The sequence below is a fragment of the Microbacterium dauci genome (assembly GCF_030065535.1).
Lineage (GTDB): Bacteria > Actinomycetota > Actinomycetes > Actinomycetales > Microbacteriaceae > Microbacterium > Microbacterium dauci.
This window is the reverse complement of sequence record NZ_JASJND010000001.1, coordinates 139,726-157,811: the sequence shown is the minus strand read 5'-3', so window position 1 is coordinate 157,811 and position 18,086 is coordinate 139,726. Positions and strand designations below refer to the sequence as shown.

The 18,086-nt window shown below is 71.6% G+C and carries 14 protein-coding genes; 3 read left to right on the top strand and 11 right to left on the bottom strand.

Annotated features, from left to right (window positions below):
- Window positions 1-51: 51 nt before the first annotated feature.
- The 7 genes from QNI14_RS00680 to QNI14_RS00650 form a co-directional block, all read right to left on the bottom strand.
- Window positions 52-1,725: an LpqB family beta-propeller domain-containing protein gene (locus QNI14_RS00680; RefSeq protein ID WP_283714265.1), complete on the bottom strand. Its 1,674-nt coding sequence runs from the start codon at window positions 1,723-1,725 to the stop codon at window positions 52-54.
- Window positions 1,722-3,398 (bottom strand): MtrAB system histidine kinase MtrB, encoded by a 1,677-nt coding sequence (gene mtrB / locus QNI14_RS00675; protein ID WP_283714264.1) that lies wholly within the window; start codon window positions 3,396-3,398, stop codon window positions 1,722-1,724. The genes QNI14_RS00680 and mtrB overlap by 4 nt, the downstream gene beginning before the upstream one ends.
- A 25-nt stretch (window positions 3,399-3,423) precedes the next feature.
- A complete protein-coding gene (mtrA, locus tag QNI14_RS00670; RefSeq protein ID WP_283714263.1) occupies window positions 3,424-4,104 on the bottom strand; it encodes an MtrAB system response regulator MtrA in 681 nt (226 codons plus the stop codon).
- A gap of 138 nt (window positions 4,105-4,242) precedes the next feature.
- On the bottom strand, window positions 4,243-6,573 hold the full coding sequence (gene katG, locus QNI14_RS00665) for a catalase/peroxidase HPI (protein ID WP_283714262.1): 2,331 nt from the start codon (window positions 6,571-6,573) through the stop codon (window positions 4,243-4,245).
- Window positions 6,574-6,611: 38 nt separating this feature from the next.
- Entirely contained in the window at window positions 6,612-7,043 is a 432-nt protein-coding gene (locus QNI14_RS00660) for a Fur family transcriptional regulator (protein ID WP_283714261.1), read from the bottom strand.
- A 60-nt stretch (window positions 7,044-7,103) separates the two neighbouring features.
- Window positions 7,104-8,561 carry an adenosylhomocysteinase gene (gene ahcY / locus QNI14_RS00655; RefSeq protein ID WP_283714260.1) on the bottom strand — a complete coding sequence of 486 codons (1,458 nt, stop codon included), beginning with the start codon at window positions 8,559-8,561 and terminating at the stop codon, window positions 7,104-7,106.
- A gap of 49 nt (window positions 8,562-8,610) precedes the next feature.
- Window positions 8,611-8,817 carry a DUF3499 family protein gene (locus QNI14_RS00650; protein WP_283714259.1) on the bottom strand — a complete coding sequence of 69 codons (207 nt, stop codon included), beginning with the start codon at window positions 8,815-8,817 and terminating at the stop codon, window positions 8,611-8,613.
- A 114-nt stretch (window positions 8,818-8,931) separates the two neighbouring features.
- Here QNI14_RS00650 and QNI14_RS00645 point away from each other — a divergent pair, with 114 nt between their 5' ends.
- Window positions 8,932-9,354: a metallopeptidase family protein gene (locus QNI14_RS00645; protein ID WP_430539222.1), complete on the top strand. Its 423-nt coding sequence runs from the start codon at window positions 8,932-8,934 to the stop codon at window positions 9,352-9,354.
- 28 nt (window positions 9,355-9,382) lie between these two features.
- Here the strand turns inward: QNI14_RS00645 and QNI14_RS00640 are convergent, their stop codons facing one another.
- The 4 genes from QNI14_RS00640 to manA all read right to left on the bottom strand — a co-directional run bounded on the left by QNI14_RS00640 (window position 9,383) and on the right by manA (window position 15,290).
- On the bottom strand, window positions 9,383-10,768 hold the full coding sequence (locus tag QNI14_RS00640; RefSeq protein WP_283714257.1) for a DUF5719 family protein: 1,386 nt from the start codon (window positions 10,766-10,768) through the stop codon (window positions 9,383-9,385).
- Window positions 10,765-13,614 carry a glycosyltransferase gene (locus tag QNI14_RS00635; protein ID WP_283714256.1) on the bottom strand — a complete coding sequence of 950 codons (2,850 nt, stop codon included), beginning with the start codon at window positions 13,612-13,614 and terminating at the stop codon, window positions 10,765-10,767. The genes QNI14_RS00640 and QNI14_RS00635 overlap by 4 nt, the downstream gene beginning before the upstream one ends.
- A 65-nt stretch (window positions 13,615-13,679) precedes the next feature.
- A complete protein-coding gene (locus QNI14_RS00630) occupies window positions 13,680-14,000 on the bottom strand; it encodes a WhiB family transcriptional regulator (RefSeq protein WP_283714255.1) in 321 nt (106 codons plus the stop codon).
- A gap of 156 nt (window positions 14,001-14,156) precedes the next feature.
- Window positions 14,157-15,290 carry a mannose-6-phosphate isomerase, class I gene (gene manA / locus QNI14_RS00625; RefSeq protein ID WP_283714254.1) on the bottom strand — a complete coding sequence of 378 codons (1,134 nt, stop codon included), beginning with the start codon at window positions 15,288-15,290 and terminating at the stop codon, window positions 14,157-14,159.
- Between the two features lie 38 nt (window positions 15,291-15,328).
- On the opposite strand from manA, the gene QNI14_RS00620 reads away from it, so the two are divergent.
- Both QNI14_RS00620 and QNI14_RS00615 read left to right on the top strand, forming a co-directional pair.
- Entirely contained in the window at window positions 15,329-16,726 is a 1,398-nt protein-coding gene (locus tag QNI14_RS00620; RefSeq protein WP_283714253.1) for an O-antigen ligase family protein, read from the top strand.
- Window positions 16,727-16,734: 8 nt separating this feature from the next.
- Window positions 16,735-18,051, top strand: a complete 1,317-nt coding sequence (locus QNI14_RS00615; protein ID WP_283714252.1) for an O-antigen ligase family protein — start codon at window positions 16,735-16,737, stop codon at window positions 18,049-18,051.
- The last annotated feature ends 35 nt before the right edge of the window (window positions 18,052-18,086 follow it).

Here is an 18,086-nt window from a genome sequence, read left to right as displayed (position 1 = left end):
ACGGCGCTCGTGGAGCTTCGGGCGCAGGACGCACCGGTGGAGAATGCGGCGTCAGTCGGGCGTGCCCTGCTGCACCGCGAGCACGTCGACATCGGCCGCGAGGATCTGCCACGAGCCACGCTGGACGAACAGCGCGCCCTCCGCGGTCCGCAGCCGGACGCTGCCCGGCTGGTTGCCGCCGGCGACCGAGACGACGCCCGCCGGGGCGAGGATCTCGACGCCTTCACCGCCGATCGGTTGCTCGCGCATCATGCGCTGCTCGCCGTCGGTCCAGACCAGCGCGACCGTCGCGTCGTCGAGCCACGTCAGCTCGATGCCGTCACCGGCGAGCGTCGCGACCGGGTGCGGCTCGCCGATGGCGACCGGCACGTCGCCGTCGTCCCGCACGATGCCCGCGACCCACACCGCCGAGCGCACGCCGTCTCGGACGAGCGCCGCGACCCGCGTGCCGTCGCGAGACACCCGCATCGCCGACACCGCCGTCGCACCCGTCCAGCCGCCGGCGAGCGTACGAGCCGACCCATCGGGCCCGTACGCGACGATCTCGGCCGGTGTCGAGGAGGGCACCGTCCAGATATGTCCGAACGGGTCGATGCTCGGTGCGGTGAGGCCCGCCCTGGTGTCGAGCTCGGCGACGGAGCCGTCGGATGCCACCCGCAAGACAGCGCCGCTCGTGGTGCGCACCGCCGCCGTCGTGCGATCGGCATCGAGTTCGATCGACTCGGGCTCGATCGTCGAGAAGGCGGCGGTCAGCTCGGGGAGCTCTTCGAGCTCCGACCCGGAGAGGAAGCCGAACCGCCCCTCCGCGAGGACGAGCGGCCGCACTTCGACGCGGTGCTCCTCGACTGTCGCCGCCCGGACGTCGAGCACCTCGTCGCCGACGAGCATCTGCACCTTGAGGATGCCGGCGTCGGCGAGACTCGCCTCGAGCTGTGCCTGCATCCGCGACAGCGTCTGCGCCGAGAGGTCGCGGGCGCTCGCGTCGAGCGAGACCTGCGCCACACCGGCATCCACGGGCACCGACGGCTGGGTCAGCGAGACGTCCTCGGGGAAAGCGTTCTGCACCGAGCTCGCCAGCCACGGGCTCTTCGGACCCGTCACGAGTGCGTCGGTGATGCGGGTCGCCGGGTTCGTCGCCGGGAACCAGCGCACGTCGGGAACGAGCGAGCGCCATTTCGGGTCGAAGTAGGCGAGCGAATAGCTGCGGAACACCGAGCTGAACCGGTTGGCGTCGAGCACGATGCCGTCGGGCGCCTGCGCGATGCGCCACTGCTCGTTCTCGAGGACGAGCTCGTATCGGAGCGGGATGGCGCCCTCGCCGCTCGGTTCGTACGCGCCGGTGTCGTCGACCGTGGCGACGGGATCGACGTTGACGACGATCTCCTCGTCGCTGACCACGTCGACCGTGCGGTCGCCGGCGGCATGGATGATGACGCCCGCCTGCGGCTTCCACGTCTCGCGGAACTCGCGCGTGAGGAACTCCTGCGCCGTCGCCCAGTTCTGCCGCGGACCCGAACCCGCCGCGATGAACCCCTCGACGACCTGCTGCGGGGTGGCATCGGCCACCGGACCGTCCGGGACGAACGAGAAGTCCGGCAGCCCCTCGACCTCATCGATCGCCCGTCCGACGTGCACCGGACCGTCGACGGGGAGCCCGGCGCAGGCGGTGAGCGTGAGCGCGACGAGGGTCGCGGTCACGGCGGCGAGGCGGGTGCGCAGGCTCATGCGCGGTCCTCCCGTCCCGGGAGCAGGATCGGCTGGGTGAGTCCGAGGTCCTCGAGCGAGAGCGAGCCGTCGCGGGGCTCGACGTCGATCGGGGACGACGTTCCGAGGCTGTCGCCGAGCCGGCGTGGCAGGGTCAACACGAAGTTCGTCCCACCGCCGAGCTCGGACCACACCGCGAGCGTGCCGCCGTGCAGGCGGGCGTCACCGAGGGCGATCGAGAGTCCCAGCCCGGTGCCGCCGATCGTGCGGCGCCGAGACGGATCGGCGCGCCAGAACCGATCGAAGACGCGCTCGGTGTCGGCGGGCGCCATCCCGAGCCCGAAGTCCCGGACGCCCAGCGCGACGGCGCGCTGATCACTGTCGACGGTCACGACGATGGGTCGGCCCTCGCCGTGCTCGATCGCATTGCCGAGCAGATTCCGCACGATCCGGCGGACCCGACGCGGGTCCATCTCCACCGGCGAGTAGCCGCCGGGTGCGACGAGGCGCACGTCGGTGCCGTGCTGGTCGGACAGTTGCCGCATCGACTCGATGACGTCCTCGGCGAGGTGCGCGAGGCTCGTCGCCTCGACCTCGAGCTGCACCGACCCCGCGTCATAGCGGCTGATCTCGAGGAGATCGGCCAGCAGCACCTCGAACCGCTGCACTTGCGCGTGGAGAAGCTCGGCGGCGCGAGCGGTCGTGGGCTCGAATGCCTCGCGCCCGTCGTTGATCATGTCGGCGGCGAGTCGGATGGTGGTGAGCGGGGTGCGGAGCTCGTGCGACACGTCGGACACGAAGCGCTGCTGCACGAGCGACAACTCGGCGAGCTCCTTGATCTGGCTCTCGATGCTGTCGGCCATCGCGTTGAACGAACGGCCCAGCGTCGCGAACTCGTCCTCACCGCGGACCGGAAGCCGCACGGCGAGGTCACCCGCGGCCAGCTTCGCGCTCGTCTCTGCGGCCTGCGCGATCGGCACGGTCACCGAACGGAGCACGAACAGCGAGATCGCACCGATCAGCACCAGCAGCGCGAGACCGACGACCCACAGCGTGACCTGCACGAACTGCAGCGTCTGCGCCTCGGATGCCAGGTCGTAGGCGAAGTACAGCTCGTACGCGCCCGCTTCGGGCAGCAACAGCTGCTGCCCGACGATGATGCCGGGCGTCGCGCCGTCGTCGCCGTCCGGCAGCGCGATCGACTGCCACCACTGCCGGTCGCCGGTGAGCCGGACGCTCTCCTGCAGCTCGGAGCTGATCATCGCCGCCGTCAGGCCGCCGCCCTCGAAGCCCTGCGGGGCGATGGACGAGGGCTCATCATCCACACGGAAGACCGCGACCATCGTCGTGCCCGCCTGGCGCGACAGGATCTCGCGGCGCACCTCGTCCATGAGCACCTGCAGAGCAACGACATCGCCCTCGACGACGGCGGCGTCGAACGTCGTCTGCGCCGCCTGCGTCGCGCGCTTCGCGGCATCCTGCACCTGGTCCGCGCGTGATTCGTACAGGTCGTTCTGGATCGCGAGCGACATCCACACGAGCGCCACGAGGATCGTGAGCGCCGTGAGCGTGAGCGTCACCGCGAGGGTGCGGAACCGCAGCGAGCGGCGCCAGAGCGACAGGAGCCGTCTCCCCCACGACCGCCAGTCACGCCACGAGGGGACCACGGTGTGCGTCCCCGTGCGCGTCGTCATCGACACGGGTGCCTGCGCACGACGGTCACACGGCGGCGCCGGCGCGGTAGCCCACGCCGCGCACGGTCGTCACGATCTGCGGGTTGTCGGGGTCGCGCTCGACCTTGGCGCGCAGCCGCTGCACGTGCACGTTCACGAGGCGCGTGTCGGCCTTGTAGTGGTACCCCCACACCTGCTCGAGGAGCATCTCGCGGGTGAACACCTGCTGCGGCTTGGAGGCGAGGGCGACGAGGAGCTCGAACTCGAGCGGCGTGAGCGCGATCGGCGCCTCGCCGCGGCGAACTTCGTGGGCGGCGACGTCGACGGCCAGATCGCCGATGCGGAGGGTCTCGGCGGCAGGCGCCGATGACGGGCGGAGCCGCGTCCGGATGCGGGCGACGAGCTCCTTCGGGTTGAACGGCTTCACGATGTAGTCGTCCGCGCCCGACTCGAGTCCACGGACGACGTCGGCGGTGTCGGTGCGTGCGGTCAACATGATGATCGGCACGCCCGACTCGGCCCGGATCTGCGTGCACACCTCGATGCCGTCGAGGCCCGGCAGCATGAGGTCGAGCAGGATCAGCTCGGGGCGCTCCTCGCGCCAGGCGTCGACCGCGGCCGCACCGTCGGCGCAGAAAACGACGTCGAAGCCCTCCGTGCGCAGCACGATGCCGATCATCTCGGCGAGAGCGGTGTCGTCGTCGACAACCAGGATGCGCGATGTCATGTGGGCCGATTCGTCCTTCACGTGTGGCGGGGTGGACCCACCGTCGGGTTCCTCAACAGTAACCGAACCGTGACCTGCGATGCAGAAGCGCGCGGCCCGCCCCCACGAGGGAGGACGGGCCGCGCGGAGCGCACCGGGTCAGCGGTGCAGGTCGAACCGGTCGAGTTCGGTGACCTTCGTCCACGCGGCGACGAAGTCGCGCACGAACTTGTCGGCGGCGTCGTCCGAGGCGTACACCTCGGCGATCGCGCGCAGCTCCGAGTTCGAGCTGAACAGCAGGTCGGCGCGGGTGCCGACGCCGATCGGCGACCCGTCCGAGGCCGTGCCGCGGAAGGCGTGCGCGCCGGGGTCGAGCGCCGTCCACGTCGCGCCGAGGTCGAGCAGCTTCACGAACACGTCGTTCGAGAGCACGCCGGGGCGCTCGGTGAAGACGCCGTAGGCCGAGCCGTCCCAGTTCGCGCCGATGGCGCGGAGACCTCCGACGAGGACGGTGAGCTCGGGTGCACTCAGCGTGAGCAGGTTCGCCTTGTCGACGAGGTGGTGCTCGGCGGGCAGCACGGCCTTCGGGCCGTAGTAGTTGCGGAAGCCGTCGGCGGCGGGCTCGAGGTAGCCGAACGACTCCACGTCCGTCTGCTCCTGCGTGGCATCCGTGCGTCCCGGGTGGAACGGGACGGTGACATCCACACCGCCGGCCTTCGCCGCCGCCTCGACGCCGGCGTTGCCGGCGAGGACGATCAGGTCGGCCAGCGAGACGCGCTTGCCGCCAGCCTCGAACGCGGCTTTCACGCCCTCGAGTGCTCCGAGCACCTTCTGCAGCTGGGCGGGGTTGTTGACCTCCCAGTCCTTCTGCGGTGCGAGGCGGATGCGGGCGCCGTTGACGCCACCGCGCTTGTCGCTGCCGCGGAACGTGGATGCCGCTGCCCACGTCGTGGCGACGAGCTCGGCCACCGTCAGGTCGGTCGCGAGGATCTGCGCCTTCAGGGCGGCGGCATCCGCGTCGTCGATCAGGTCGTGGTCGACGGCGGGGACGCGGTCCTGCCAGATGAGCTCCTCCTGCGGCACCTCGGCGCCGAGGTAGCGCTCGATGGGGCCCATGTCGCGGTGGGTGAGCTTGAACCAGGCGCGGGCGAACGCGTCGCCGAACGCGACCGGGTCGTCCTTGAAGCGGCGCGAGATCGCGTCGTAGGCCGGGTCGGTCCGGAGGGCGAGGTCGCTCGTGAGCATGCGGGGCTCGCGGCGGCCTTCCGAGTGCGCGAGCGGCACCATGTCGGCGCCGCCGCCGTCCTTCGGGCGCCACTGGTGCGCACCCGCGGGGCTCCGCATGAGCTCCCACTCGTAGGCGTAGAGAATGTGGAAGAACTCGTTGTCCCAGCGGGTCGGGTGGTAGGTCCACGTGACTTCGAGGCCGGAGGTGATGGTGTCATCGCCGACGCCCGAGCCGTTGTTGTTCTTCCAGCCGAGGCCCTGCTGCTCGAGGCCGGCGGCCTCGGGGTTTGCCTCGAGGTTCGTGTCGGGCGCGGCGCCGTGGGTCTTGCCGAAGGTGTGACCACCGGCGATGAGAGCGACGGTCTCCTCGTCGTTCATGCCCATGCGGCCGAAGGTCTCGCGGATGTCGCGCGCCGACTTCAGCGGGTCGGGCTCACCGTTGGGGCCCTCGGGGTTGACGTAGATCAGACCCATCTGCACAGCCGCGAGCGGCTTCTCCAGGTCGCGGTCGCCCGAGTAGCGCTCGTCGGCGAGCCACGTGGTCTCCGGGCCCCAGTACACGTCGTCGTCCGGCTCCCAGACGTCAGGACGGCCACCGGCGAAGCCGAAGGTCGAGAAGCCCATCGTCTCAAGCGCGACGTTGCCGGCAAGGATCATGAGGTCACCCCAGGAGAGCGACTGGCCGTACTTCTTCTTCACCGGCCACAGGAGGCGACGGGCCTTGTCGAGGTTGACGTTGTCGGGCCAGCTGTTCAGCGGCGCGAAGCGCTGCTGGCCGGTGCCGCCGCCACCGCGGCCGTCGGTCGCCCGGTAGGTGCCGGCGGAGTGCCAGGCCATGCGGATGATGAGCGGGCCGTAGTTGCCGAAGTCGGCGGGCCACCAGTCCTGAGAGGTGGTGAGCACCTTTGCGATGTCGGCCTTGACTGCAGCGAGGTCGAGCGCTTCGAAGGCGGTCTTGTAGTCGAAGTCCTCGCCGACGGGGTTGCCGACGGCCGGATTCTTCTTGAGGATGCGGAGGTTCAGCTGGTTCGGCCACCACACCTGGTTCGCGGAGCCGACCGTGGGGTGGGGCTGGCCGCCCTGGTTCTGGCGGTCGGCGCCGGGCGCACCGTGGAACACGGGGCATCCGTCGGTCTCGTTCGGACGGGGACGGGTCTCGCCGTCCGCACGCTCGTCGACGGGCGTGTCGATCGGGGTGACGGCCTGGTCGGCGTCGGTCGCCTCCGAACCGATGGGTTCGGCCTGCGGGTCGCGGTCGCTCATGGTGATCCTTCCGTAGGGGTGTTCGGGAGTTCGGGAGTTCAGTCGGCGGATGCCGCGCACGCGGCGCACACGCCCCAGTACGTCACCTCGGCGGCGGCGATCTGGAAGCCGTGATCGTCGGAGGGGTGCAGGCACGGGGCCGCGCCCACGGCGCAGTCGACATCCTTGACGACGCCGCACCCGGTGCAGATGAGGTGGTGGTGGTTGTCGTCGACGCGCAGCTCGAAGAGCATGGACTGGCCGGCCGGTTCGATCCGACGGACGATCCCCGCATCGACGAAGTCGCTCAGCGCGTTGTAGACCGACTGTCGGCTCGCACGGGGCAGGGTCGGGGCCACTTCGGCGAAGACGGCGTCCGCGCTTGCGTGCGGCCGGACGGCGAGCGCGCCGAGCACGGCGACGCGTGAGTCTGTGACCCGGAGACCGGCGTCGCGGAGGGCGACAGCGGGGTCGAGCACGGGTGCGGACATGCCTCCATACTACGCCTTCTTTTGATCAGATCAAATCAAGGCGAGCCTTACCTGCCGCCTTCAGTAGCGATAGTGGTCAAGCTTGTACGGGCCCTCAACGGGCACGCCGATGTAGGCGGCCTGCTCGTCCGTCAGCTCCGTCAACTGCACGCCGAGGGCGGGCAGGTGCAAGCGCGCGACCTTCTCGTCGAGCGTCTTCGGCAGCACGTACACACCGACCGGATACTCGTCGATCTTCGTGAAGAGCTCGAGCTGCGCGAGCACCTGGTTGGTGAACGACGCGCTCATGACGAAGGAAGGATGCCCGGTCGCGTTCCCGAGGTTCAGCAGGCGCCCCTCCGAGAGCACGAGGATGCTGCGACCGGTGGGAAGCCGGTACTCGTGCACCTGCGGCTTGATCTCGACCTTCTCGACACCCGGGATCGCCTCGAGCGCGGCCATGTCGATCTCGTCGTCGAAGTGCCCGACGTTGCCGACGATCGCGAGGTGCTTGAGCGCGAGCAGGTGCTCGGTCGTGACGACGCGGGTGTTGCCGGTGCCGGTGATGACGATGTCGACCTGGTCGGCGACGTCTTCGAGTCGGGCGACCTGGTAACCGTCCATCGCGGCCTGCAGTGCGCAGATCGGATCGATCTCGCTGACGATGACGCGCGCGCCCTGACCGCGGAGCGCCTCGGCGGCGCCCTTGCCCACGTCGCCGTAGCCGACCACGAAGGCGACCTTGCCGCCCATCAGCACGTCGGTGGCGCGGTTGATGCCGTCGGGCAGCGAGTGGCGGATGCCGTACTTGTTGTCGAACTTCGACTTCGTCACCGAGTCGTTGACGTTGATGCCGGGGAACAGCAGCTTGCCGTCGGCGTGCAGCTCGTAGAGGCGGTGGACGCCGGTCGTGGTCTCCTCGGTGACGCCGAGGAGCCCCTGCGCCATCCGGGTGAACCGCTGCGGGTCGCGGGCGAGGCTCGCACGCAGGGTGTCGAGGACGATGCGGTACTCGGCGGAGTCGGCATACGTCGCCTCGGGAACACTGCCCGCGGCCTCGAACTCGGCCCCCTTGTGGACGAGGAGGGTCGCGTCACCGCCGTCGTCGAGGATGAGGTTCGGACCGTCGAAGCCCTCCGCCGACCAGTCGAAGATGCGGTCGGCGAGATCCCAGTATTCGCGGAGCGTCTCGCCCTTGAACGCGAACACCGGCACGCCGGCGGGTGCCTCGACGGTGCCGGTCGGGCCGACGACGACGGCAGCGGCCGCCTCGTCCTGCGTCGAGAAGATGTTGCAACTCGCCCAGCGCACCTGCGCACCGAGGGCGACGAGGGTCTCGATGAGCACCGCCGTCTGCACCGTCATGTGCAGCGACCCGGCGATGCGGGCTCCGGCGAGCGGCTGCGACGCGCTGTACTCGTCGCGGAGGGCCATGAGGCCGGGCATCTCGTTCTCGGCGAGGCGGATCTGGTGACGGCCGGCCGGCGCGAGCGAGAGGTCGGCGACGACGTGGTCGATGGTCTTCACGGGAGTTGACACGGGGTCATTGTGCCACGGGGCGGCCCGCTCGCCGCCGCGGGTGACGGGATCAGACGCGCAGCGTCTCGTGCCGCACGACGACCCAGCCCTTCGGGACCGACATGCGGCCGGTGTGGATCGCGCACAGGTCGTGGGCGTGCGGGTCGTTCCCCGCGCCCAGCGGGCCGAGGACCGCCATCTGGTCGCCGTAGTCGTACGTCAGGGTCGTCACGGCCTCGCGGGCGCAGCCCACCTTGGAGCAGAGTCGTTCGCGCATCGCTGTCACGCTAGCCGCGCCGGCCGTCGACGAGCGGATGCCGCGCCGGAGGCGGCACCGACCGACGCGGCATCCGCCCGCCTAGGATTGCCGCATGGGAACGGTGGGCTCGGCATGAGGCGGCGCGTGCACCGCGTCGCACGCCCCGACCGCCACGGCCGGCACGGGCGACTGGACCGCAGCTCCGTCGTGCGGCCACCCCTCCCGGCGATCGAGACGCGCGCCGAGAAGTTCGACCTCACCGTCGGCACCGCCGTGGAGTTCCTGCGCAGCGCGTGGCCGGAACTGCGCGACGTCCGGTTCGACGTGGGGTGGATGCCACCCGCCTCGGACGCCGACGGGATCCCGCGCTGGTCGGTGCTCGCCGACCAGCAGCGCATCATCCTCTACCGGCTGCCCATCGAGCGGCTGGCCCGCCTGCACCGCGCCGACGATCTGCACCGGCGGATGATGATCGAGAGCTTCGTGTTCCGCGCGGCGGCGGAGTACCTCGACCGCGACCCGTGGGACCTCGGGCCGGACCGCTTCCGCTTCTGAGACGCCCGCTGGGCGCGGACCGTGCGTGTCAGCGCGGGCGGACGACGACGGGCGCTGCGGCAGCGTCGGCCGGCGCGACGGCGTACGACGCGATGGCACCGTCGCCGGCGTAGGTGATGTTCGCGCGGATCGTCTCGTCTCGCGCGTCGAGGAGGTACACCGACCTCGCGTCGACCGGGACGGTCACCGATCCGCCTGCCGGGACGAGGACGGTGGATGCCACACCCCCGCCGGCCGCCGCAGTGAGCTCGACCTCGACGTCGGCGTCGCCCTCTGCGGTCAGCGTGAGCCGCGGCGCTGGCCCCGCGGCGACGGCGAACAGGGTCGGCACCGAGATCGCGTCGGCCGCTGCGAACCACGCGAAGTCGGACCCCGCGCCGATTCCGGTCGCGGACCACAGTGAGGAGACGACGGGGGCGGCCGCCTCGAGGTCCACGCGGTAGCGTCCCGCGGGGAGCTCGTCGACGTCCACCTCGAGCGGGACACCGGCGACGAGCGCCAGCCCGTCGACCTCGAACACCGGCTCCGTCTCGCCGACCGGGGTCACCGTGAGGCGCGCGGTCGTGTCGTCCGACGGCGCGAGCAGACGGACGGAGGCCCCGACCCCGGCATCCGAGGTCCCGACGACGGCGGGGATCGTCTGGGTCGTGTCGGGCGCGGCGGTGGCACCGGCCTGGTCGATGCCGCCCGGGACGAGCGTGCGGGTAATGGAAGACTGCAAGGTCGCCTGCACCGGGGCCTGCGTCGCCGAGACGAGAACCACGGGGCTCTGCTCGCCGAGCGCGAGTGCGGCCAGCGGGACGACGCGCTGCGACCCCGCGGGGACGAGGATGTCGGCGCCGGCGTCCGGCGTCGTCTCCCCCGTCGCTCCGTACACGGTCAGCGCGACCCGCGAGGCGACGTCGCCGGGGTTCGCGATCACGACGAGGTCAGCCGCGCCGGTAAGGCCGCTGCCGGCTATCAGCCACGACTCCATCGCCGGTGGCGTACAGGCCGATGCAGCGAAGCCGGCGAGGTCGTCGGCGTCGACCGACGTCGAGCCGGCGGCTGCCAGGTCGGTGCGCGCGCCGTCCTGCGGCTCCGCCGTGAAGGCGGCGGCCGGGCGCCCGTCGGGCACGTCCGCCGGGGCGATCTCGCCGGACGTAGCCTCCGTGCCGGGAGTCGAGCCCACCGTGACGCGCTGCGCGCCCGCGGCCTGCAGCGCCGAGACATCCTCGATGTCGCGGCCGAGTGCGAGGGTCGACCCGCCGCAGGCGAGCCGCGACGTCGAAGGCTCCGGCGCGGCGGTCACGGTCTGCACCTCGCGCGTGACGGTCGGCCACGTCGCCGGGACGGCGAGTGCCACCGCCGCGACGATGCCCGCGCTGAGTGCCGCGCCGAGCGCGATGCGGGCGCCGCTGCGGATACCGCTCATGTCGTCCTCCTCGCGCCGATGACCCGAGGATGGCGCCGCGCGTCGCGCAGGCTCGAACGGGTCGGGACGGCGAGCAGCAGCGCCACCGCGATCACCCCGAGCTGCAGCAGCGCGATCCGACCGCCGGTGGGCCCACCGTCGGCATCCACGGTGCGTGCGGCGACATCGCCGCCCACGCTCCACAGCGTGCCGCGGGCGGTCTCGCCGACGCTGACGAGGTCGCTCCGCTGATTCAGGACGTTCTGTGCGCTCAGCCGCGTCGCGCGCGCGACGTCGGACTCGTCCCGGGGTTCCTCGAGCAGAACGAAGGCGACACCGTGGTCGGCGAGCGTCTCGACGACGTCTCCCGTTGACGAAGTCACGAGATCCGCGGTCACACGGGCGACCTCGGCATCGCCTGCGGACAGTTCGGCCTGGGCGGCGCGCAGCGTCGTCTGCCCGCCGAGGGTCTCACTCGCACCCCACACGACCGCGGCCGTGAAGCCGGAACGTGCATCGGCGGTCAACACGAGCGTCGCCGTCTGCTCACCCTCGAGCTCACCCTCGCTGCCGGCGGTCTCGACGTAGGCGGGCAGCGTGCTCGCCGGCCCGTCGGTGAGGGCAGCGGTTCCGCGGGCGGGCGCAGTGAGCGCCGGTACCGCGCCGACCGCGAGGAAGACGATCACGAGCGTGGCCGCCGCCGGCGCGAGCGGCGAACGCACCACCGCGGTCCCCCGGTGGGCCCCGTCGAGCCCGGTCGCCGCGGCCAACAGCAGACCCGCCCACGCGAGACTGAGCGCGGTACCCGGCCAGATCGGGACGGCTCCCGACGCCCCCACGGCGACCGAGACACCGGTGACGGCGAATGCCGTCACGACGCCCAGCGCTGCGACGACGAGCCCGAGCACCGACGGGACGAGCCGGCCGACAACGGGTGACAGCACCGCGAACAGCAGGACCGGCGCAGTCGCGACGAGGGCGATCCACCCGATCGGCGCGTCGCCCAAGAATCCGGTCCACCCCGCGGCGTCCGCCGTCGGGTACCCGAACAGCAACAGCAGTCGGTCGCCGACGGACGCGCCGAACGACGCCGCCCAGATCGGCCGACCGGGGTCTGCGAGGAGCCCGATCGCGTTGCCGAGGGACACCTGCCGCCACACGAGCGGGGCGAACATCGCCGCCGTCGGCACGATGAGCCACGCGAGCCGGCCGATGCCCTTGCCGCGCCTGAGCACGGCGACGAGCACGAGCGCGACCACCCACAGCACGACGACGGCACCCGCGAGCGACGGCGAGCACGCGACCACGACGGCGAGGAGGACGGATGCCACCCCGGCGCTGCTCCACGAGCGTCGGGCGGCGGCGGCCGTATACAGCAGCCACGGCAGTGCGAGATGCGCGATCACGGCGGCCGGACGCCCGTCGACGAGCGCCGTGAGGAACGTCGGCGCGACCGCCCACGCGAAGGCGACGGTGGCGCGGAGGATCGACCGGTCGGTGACACGGGTCGCGGCGAACCAGCCGCCCAGCGCGGCGAGCGGGAGCGCCGCCACCCACAGGACGACGAGCGCCCGCGACGGGTCGAACGGTGAGAGCGAGCCGATCACCGCGACCACCGCGGCGAACGGATCGGCCGGCCCCGCGGTGTCCCAGCCGAGCGCGCGAGGACCGTACGCGGCATCCGTCCACAGCGCGACGAGCCCGGTGCGCAACGGGGCGAGAGCGCCGCCGCCGAGCACAGGCCACGCGAGCAGCGACGCGAACACGAGCACCGAGGTCGCCAGCGCACCCAGCACCACCCACGCACCGCCGCCGCTGAAGAACCGCAGTTCTCCACGGGTACCGGATGCCGGTCCGTCGTCCAAGCGTTGCGCCAGGTCACGGCGGCCGATCCGCAGCGGGGCGAGCTGCGCCCACGACACCTGTCGGATGCGGGCGATGCGCCCGCGCGCCCGCGCGACGGAGGGCACCCGGAGCATCGCCGAGATCGCCGCCGCCCACTCCGGTCCGATCCGGCCGGGTTGCTTCGCGACGAGATGTCCGAGGGAGCGCCAGAGCGCCAGCGGCAGCAGCGACAACCAGTGCAGCGGAACGGCCGCGAGCGGCGCGTAGACGAGACGCCGATGCAGCTGCGCGGTTCGCCGCGCATAGGCGCGGCGGCCGCGCGAGGCCGCGGTCAGCCCGGAGGAGTCGCCGGCGACACCGTCGCCGGCGACGGCGACGAGTGCGGCGGGGGCGAGCGCGACACGCCCGCCGGCGAGGCGGGCGCGGATGCCGAGGTCGAGGCCTTCGTCCGCGCCGGACAGCCCGGGGTCGAGACCGGCGAGCGCGGTCCACACCTGCGCGCGCACCAGGACGCCGCGGATGTCGGTGCCGAGGACATCCTCTCCAGCGTCGTGCTGCCCCTGGTCGAGTTCGCCGTCCGCGAGACCGACGGTGCGGCCGCCCGGGGTGAGGGTGACGCCGAGCGACACGATCTGCGCGGGGTCGTCCCAGGCGACGAGCTTCGGCGCGGCGAGCGCGACCGACGGGGCGGTCTCGAGCGCACCCGCGAGGCGGGCGAGCGCGTCGGGCGCCGGTGCGGTGTCCTGCGCGAGGAGCCAGACCGCATCGCCCGCGAGTCGATGGCTGGCAAGCCGGAGCGCCTCGGCGAAGCTCGTACCGCGCGGCGCGACGATCACACCTTCCGCGCCCGACTCGGACGCGAGCGCGCGCAGACGGTCGTCGGGTCCGCAGAGGACCACGGTGAGGACATCGGCTCGACGGGTCTGCGCGGCGAGCGCACGCAGGGTGCGACTCAGGTGGAGGTCGGTCGGGCCGCGCCCGGACGGGCGCACGACCAGCAGCGCGTGAACTCGGGCGGGCATGACCAGGTCAGCCTAGGCGGGCAGCCGGTCGGCGCCGGGACGCGCGTCGGGGTGGCGCGAAACGGTCAGGATGCGCGGCGCTTGAGCTTGCGGCGTTCCCGCTCGCTGAGCCCGCCCCAGATGCCGAATCGCTCGTCGTTCTGCAGGGCGTACTCGAGGCACTCGCCGCGCACATCGCACGAGGTGCAGATGCGTTTGGCGTCACGGGTCGAGCCGCCCTTCTCGGGGAAGAACGCCTCCGGGTCGGTCTGCGCGCACAGCGCATCGGCCTGCCACGCGAGGGCGGAATCCTCGTCGACCTCTGCGGGTCGACGGACGCCGGGGACCCCGAGGTTGACCGGGTCGACGAACCAATTCTCGGGAACGCCGGAACGGTAACCCGTCATCTTGCTCTCCCACCTGTAAAGACCCTGCCGCAGTGCGGCTCGTGGCCTTAATTACACCCGTGTGATTCGCTCCGGTCAAGTCGCAGATCGTAAACCCTCAACCCGAGATTGAATCTTCACGCGCGCCTCGGCGTGTCGCGCCCGGCGTGTGGCGATTCAGGCGCGGCCCGGTTGCGCAACGTACACGGTGCCGTGCCCGTCGAAGGCGAGCGACGGCTCACCGTCGGCGTACGCCGCGGCACCCTGGCGGAGCTCCACGCGCCCCACGCCCGCGGCGACGCCGACCTCGCCGGCGACGGCCAGGACGATCGCCGGTCCGTCGAGCGGCAGGGCGACCGCACCGTCGACCTCGATCCGCGCGAGCAGGAAGTCCGGCACGCCGGCGTCGAACACCTCGGCGGGGCCGTCCGTCGTCGGCGCGAGCACCGGTGCGGGTCCTGGACGCGTGTCCACGATCCGCAGGAGTTCGCCGACGTCGACGTGCTTGGGGGTCAGCCCCCCGCGCAGCACGTTGTCGCTGGCCGCCATCAGTTCGACGCCGAGTCCGTCCTGATAGGCGTGGAGCACACCGGCCGGCGCAAACACGGCTTGACCGGCGCTGAGGACCACGAGGTTCATCAGCGCGGCGACGACGAGCCCGGGGTCGCCGGGGAAGTCCTTCGCAATGGCGCGGAGCACCTCGACCTCGGCACTCGCACCGGCTGCGGGGTCACCCAGCGCTGCGGCCAGGTCGGCGACGATCTCCGGCACGCGTCCCGACAGGGCGTCGTCGATGACGGCGCGGAGCACGCCCGCCTCGTCCGCACCCTGCAGCGCGGCCCGCAGTCCGCGCACCCCGGGCAACTGGGGCAGGACCGCCAGCAGCGCGTCGGTGCCCTCGACCGGACGCAGCCCGACGAGCGCGCGGAACCGCTCGCTGAGCGCGACGATGATCTCGGGCTTGTGATTGCGGTCGCGGTAGGTACGCTCCGCGGCATCCACCGCGATCCCGGCCGCGTCTTCGCGCGCGAAACCCTCGATCGCCTCCGCCACCGACGGATGGGCCTGGATCGACAGCGACATGGATGCCGCGAGGATCTTCAACAGATACGGCAGTGGCTCCTGTCCGGCCGCCGCGCGCACCTCGACGAGGGTGCGACCGTCGGCGATGCGGGCGGGGCTCCCCGGATGATCCCCGAACCACACCTCAGCTTCGGGTGTCCCGTCGGGCGCACGGCCCTGCAGGTTCGGGATCAGCGTCGGCGATCCCCAGGCGTAATCCCGCGGCACGTTCGAAAGCGACTCCAGCACGGGTCCAGCCTAGGTCCGCGCGATAGCCTGCTCTCACCATGGCCGTGCACACCAAACACCCCGTCGCAGCGCCTCCGGCTGCACCGGTGCGCGAGAAGACGAGCCACCTGCTCCTGCGCGGGTGGTGCATCTTCGTGCTCTCGCTCGCGTTGAGCGGCACGGCCCCGCTCGTGGCGTTCGGTGAGGTGGCGGCATCCGTCATCGGGATCGCCGTCGCGCTGGTGTCCCTCTTGATCCTGTTCGCCGTCCGTCCGCGCATCCAGTGGCCGCGGCTCCCCTGGTACGGACTCGGCTACGTCGTGTGGGCCCTCGCCTCGTTGCTGTGGACGCAGTGGATCGGCGCATCGATCCCGACGCTCACCCTGCTGGTCATCACAACCTTCCACGCGATCTTCGTCGGTGCGGTCCTCACCTGGCGCGAGCTCGTCCGGGCGATCGCCTCGGCCTGCAAGTGGATCCTGTCGCTGTCGGTCCTCTTCGAACTGTGGGTCTCGCTCGTCTGGGGCGGCCCGATCATGCCGCAGTTCGGCCGGCCGAGCGAGGGCGTGGATCCGATCGAGATGTGGTCGCGGAACAACCTCTTCGACGGCAACCGCATCCAGGGCATCTTCGGCAACTCCAACGCCCTCGCGTACGTCGCACTCCTCGCGATCATCGTGTTCGCGATCCGCATCGCCTCCCGCGCGCCGCGGCGCCCGGGACTGCTTCTCTGGATCGCCCTCGCCGCCTTCCTCTTCTTCCGGGCCGGTTCGGCGACCGCCGCGCTCGCAGCCGCGCTCGTCGTCGTCGTCCTCATCACGGTGCTGCTCATGCGCACGACGCGTCGCGCCGGTGAACGCACGCGGTACTACGTCGTCTACGCGCTCGTCGCTCTCGGCGGGCTGACGATCGCGTGGCTGGCGCGCGACGTGGTCTTCGGGCTCCTCGGCCGATCGAGCGACCTCACCGGACGCGAGGCGATCTGGCGGTCGGTCGCCGAGCGCATCGCCGAGCACCCGGTGATCGGATGGGGCTTCGCGACGCCGTGGATCCCCACCGAGCCGGCGTTCGACGGCTGGATTCTGGATCACGGCGTGACCGTCATGCAGGCGCACAACATGTGGCTCGACGCCACCCTCCAGCTCGGGGTGATCGGGCTCGTGCTCCTCATCGGCGCCTATCTCGCGTTCGTGTGGCGGTCGTGGTTCTTCGCCATCGACCGGCCGCGGTGGGACCTCGTGGCCGACCGGCCGTACTCCCCCGTGACGCTCCTCCCCACCCTCACCGGCGCGATCCTGCTGGTGCAGGGCATCGCCGAGTCGACCCCGCTGTTGAGCTGGGGCTGGCTGTTCCTCATCATGTTCGCGTTCAAGATCAAGCAGGCACCGCTCGTCGGACGGGGACCGTCGGAGCAGCGCTTGCGCGGCGAACAAGGCGACCTGTCGGCGGAACGATGACGATCGGGATGCCGCTGCCTCGCCGCTGGCTCGCCGACACGCTGGGGTCCGCGGACTTCGCGCGCGTGTTCACCGTCACGGTGATCGCCACCATCGCCGCGACCCACCTCATCGAGCGCCTCGCCGGGACGCCGACCCTGGTCACGATCATCGCCGCAGAATGCCTGATCGCGGTCGCGACCCTCGTCGTCAGGCGGGGCGAGCTGTCCGCGCTCCGCCTGCTCCCGATGACCCTGCTCGTCTTCCTCGCCTGGTCGCTCGCGAGCGTCGTGTGGAGTGTCGACCCCGGCGCCAGCTTCATCCGTTGGCTCTCCACCGCGGCGGTCGCCCTGCTCGCGGTCACGATCGGTCACATCCGCGACACGTTGCAGACGGTCCGCGCGGTCGGGGATGTCGCCCGCTGGCTCCTCGCGATCTCACTCGGCCTCGAGATCCTCTCCGGCATCCTGCTCGACACCCCGTTCACGTTCCTCGGCATCAGCGGCGACCTGGCCGAATGGGGACCGATCCAGGGTGTGTTCGGCACCCGCAACATGCTCGGCTTCTTCAGCGTCATCGCACTCGTCACCTTCGCGATCGAGCTGCGGACCCGGTCGGTGCGAACCGGTGTCGCCGCGGCGTCGATCGCGCTCGCGGCGGCCACCGCGCTCCTGTCGGCATCGCCGACCGTCTTCGTCCTGGTGATCGTCGTCGCGTCGATCGCGGGGGTGCTCTACCTCGTCCGCCGCCTGCCGGAGGGGCGCCGCACCCCGGTGCAATGGGCGCTGGCCGGCGTCGCCGCGATCGGGGGCGTCGCCGCGTACCTGCAGCGATCCGAGATCATCCGCGTGCTCGGTGCGGCGGATGACCTCGCCATGCGCACCGAGCTGTGGCGACTCATGGAGTTCTACGTCCGGCGCTACCCGGTGCAGGGATGGGGGTGGTTCGGGCCCTGGGATCCGCAGGAGTCGCCCTTCGCGATCATCAACTATCTGCTCGAGGAGCGTCACACCACCGCGCTCAACGCGTACATGGACGCCCTCCTCCAGCTCGGCTGGGCGGGTGTCGCCGTCTTCGTCGCCTTCTTCGCGCTGACGTTCGCCCGGTCGTGGCTCGACGCGAGCAGGCGCCGCGCCGCCGTGCACGCCTGGATCCCGCTCCTCGTCGCGGCGCTCGCGGTGGTGTCGGTGTTCGAGAGCTTCACGCTCTTCGGTATCGGCTGGCTGTTGCTCGTCGTCTGCGCGGTCCGCGCCGGGCAGTCCAGGTCGTGGCGCGAGCGGTTGGGATCCCGTACTGGCGCCCCAGACCTGCCGCGCTCACCGGGAGACCACAGCCTCGACGGGTAGGCTGTCGGGCGGCCCCGGCGACCCGGCGCCATGGA

Coding starts and splice junctions, on each gene's coding strand:
- QNI14_RS00680 (WP_283714265.1), bottom strand. CDS start 1,725: ATGAGCCTGCGCACCCGCCTCGCCGCCGTGACCGCGACCCTCGTCGCG.
- mtrB (WP_283714264.1), bottom strand. CDS start 3,398: ATGACGACGCGCACGGGGACGCACACCGTGGTCCCCTCGTGGCGTGAC.
- mtrA (WP_283714263.1), bottom strand. CDS start 4,104: ATGACATCGCGCATCCTGGTTGTCGACGACGACACCGCTCTCGCCGAG.
- katG (WP_283714262.1), bottom strand. CDS start 6,573: ATGAGCGACCGCGACCCGCAGGCCGAACCCATCGGTTCGGAGGCGACC.
- QNI14_RS00660 (WP_283714261.1), bottom strand. CDS start 7,043: ATGTCCGCACCCGTGCTCGACCCCGCTGTCGCCCTCCGCGACGCCGGT.
- QNI14_RS00650 (WP_283714259.1), bottom strand. CDS start 8,817: ATGCGCGAACGACTCTGCTCCAAGGTGGGCTGCGCCCGCGAGGCCGTG.
- QNI14_RS00645 (WP_430539222.1), top strand. CDS start 8,932: ATGAGGCGGCGCGTGCACCGCGTCGCACGCCCCGACCGCCACGGCCGG.
- QNI14_RS00640 (WP_283714257.1), bottom strand. CDS start 10,768: ATGAGCGGTATCCGCAGCGGCGCCCGCATCGCGCTCGGCGCGGCACTC.
- QNI14_RS00635 (WP_283714256.1), bottom strand. CDS start 13,614: ATGCCCGCCCGAGTTCACGCGCTGCTGGTCGTGCGCCCGTCCGGGCGC.
- QNI14_RS00630 (WP_283714255.1), bottom strand. CDS start 14,000: ATGACGGGTTACCGTTCCGGCGTTCCCGAGAATTGGTTCGTCGACCCG.
- QNI14_RS00620 (WP_283714253.1), top strand. CDS start 15,329: ATGGCCGTGCACACCAAACACCCCGTCGCAGCGCCTCCGGCTGCACCG.
- QNI14_RS00615 (WP_283714252.1), top strand. CDS start 16,735: ATGCCGCTGCCTCGCCGCTGGCTCGCCGACACGCTGGGGTCCGCGGAC.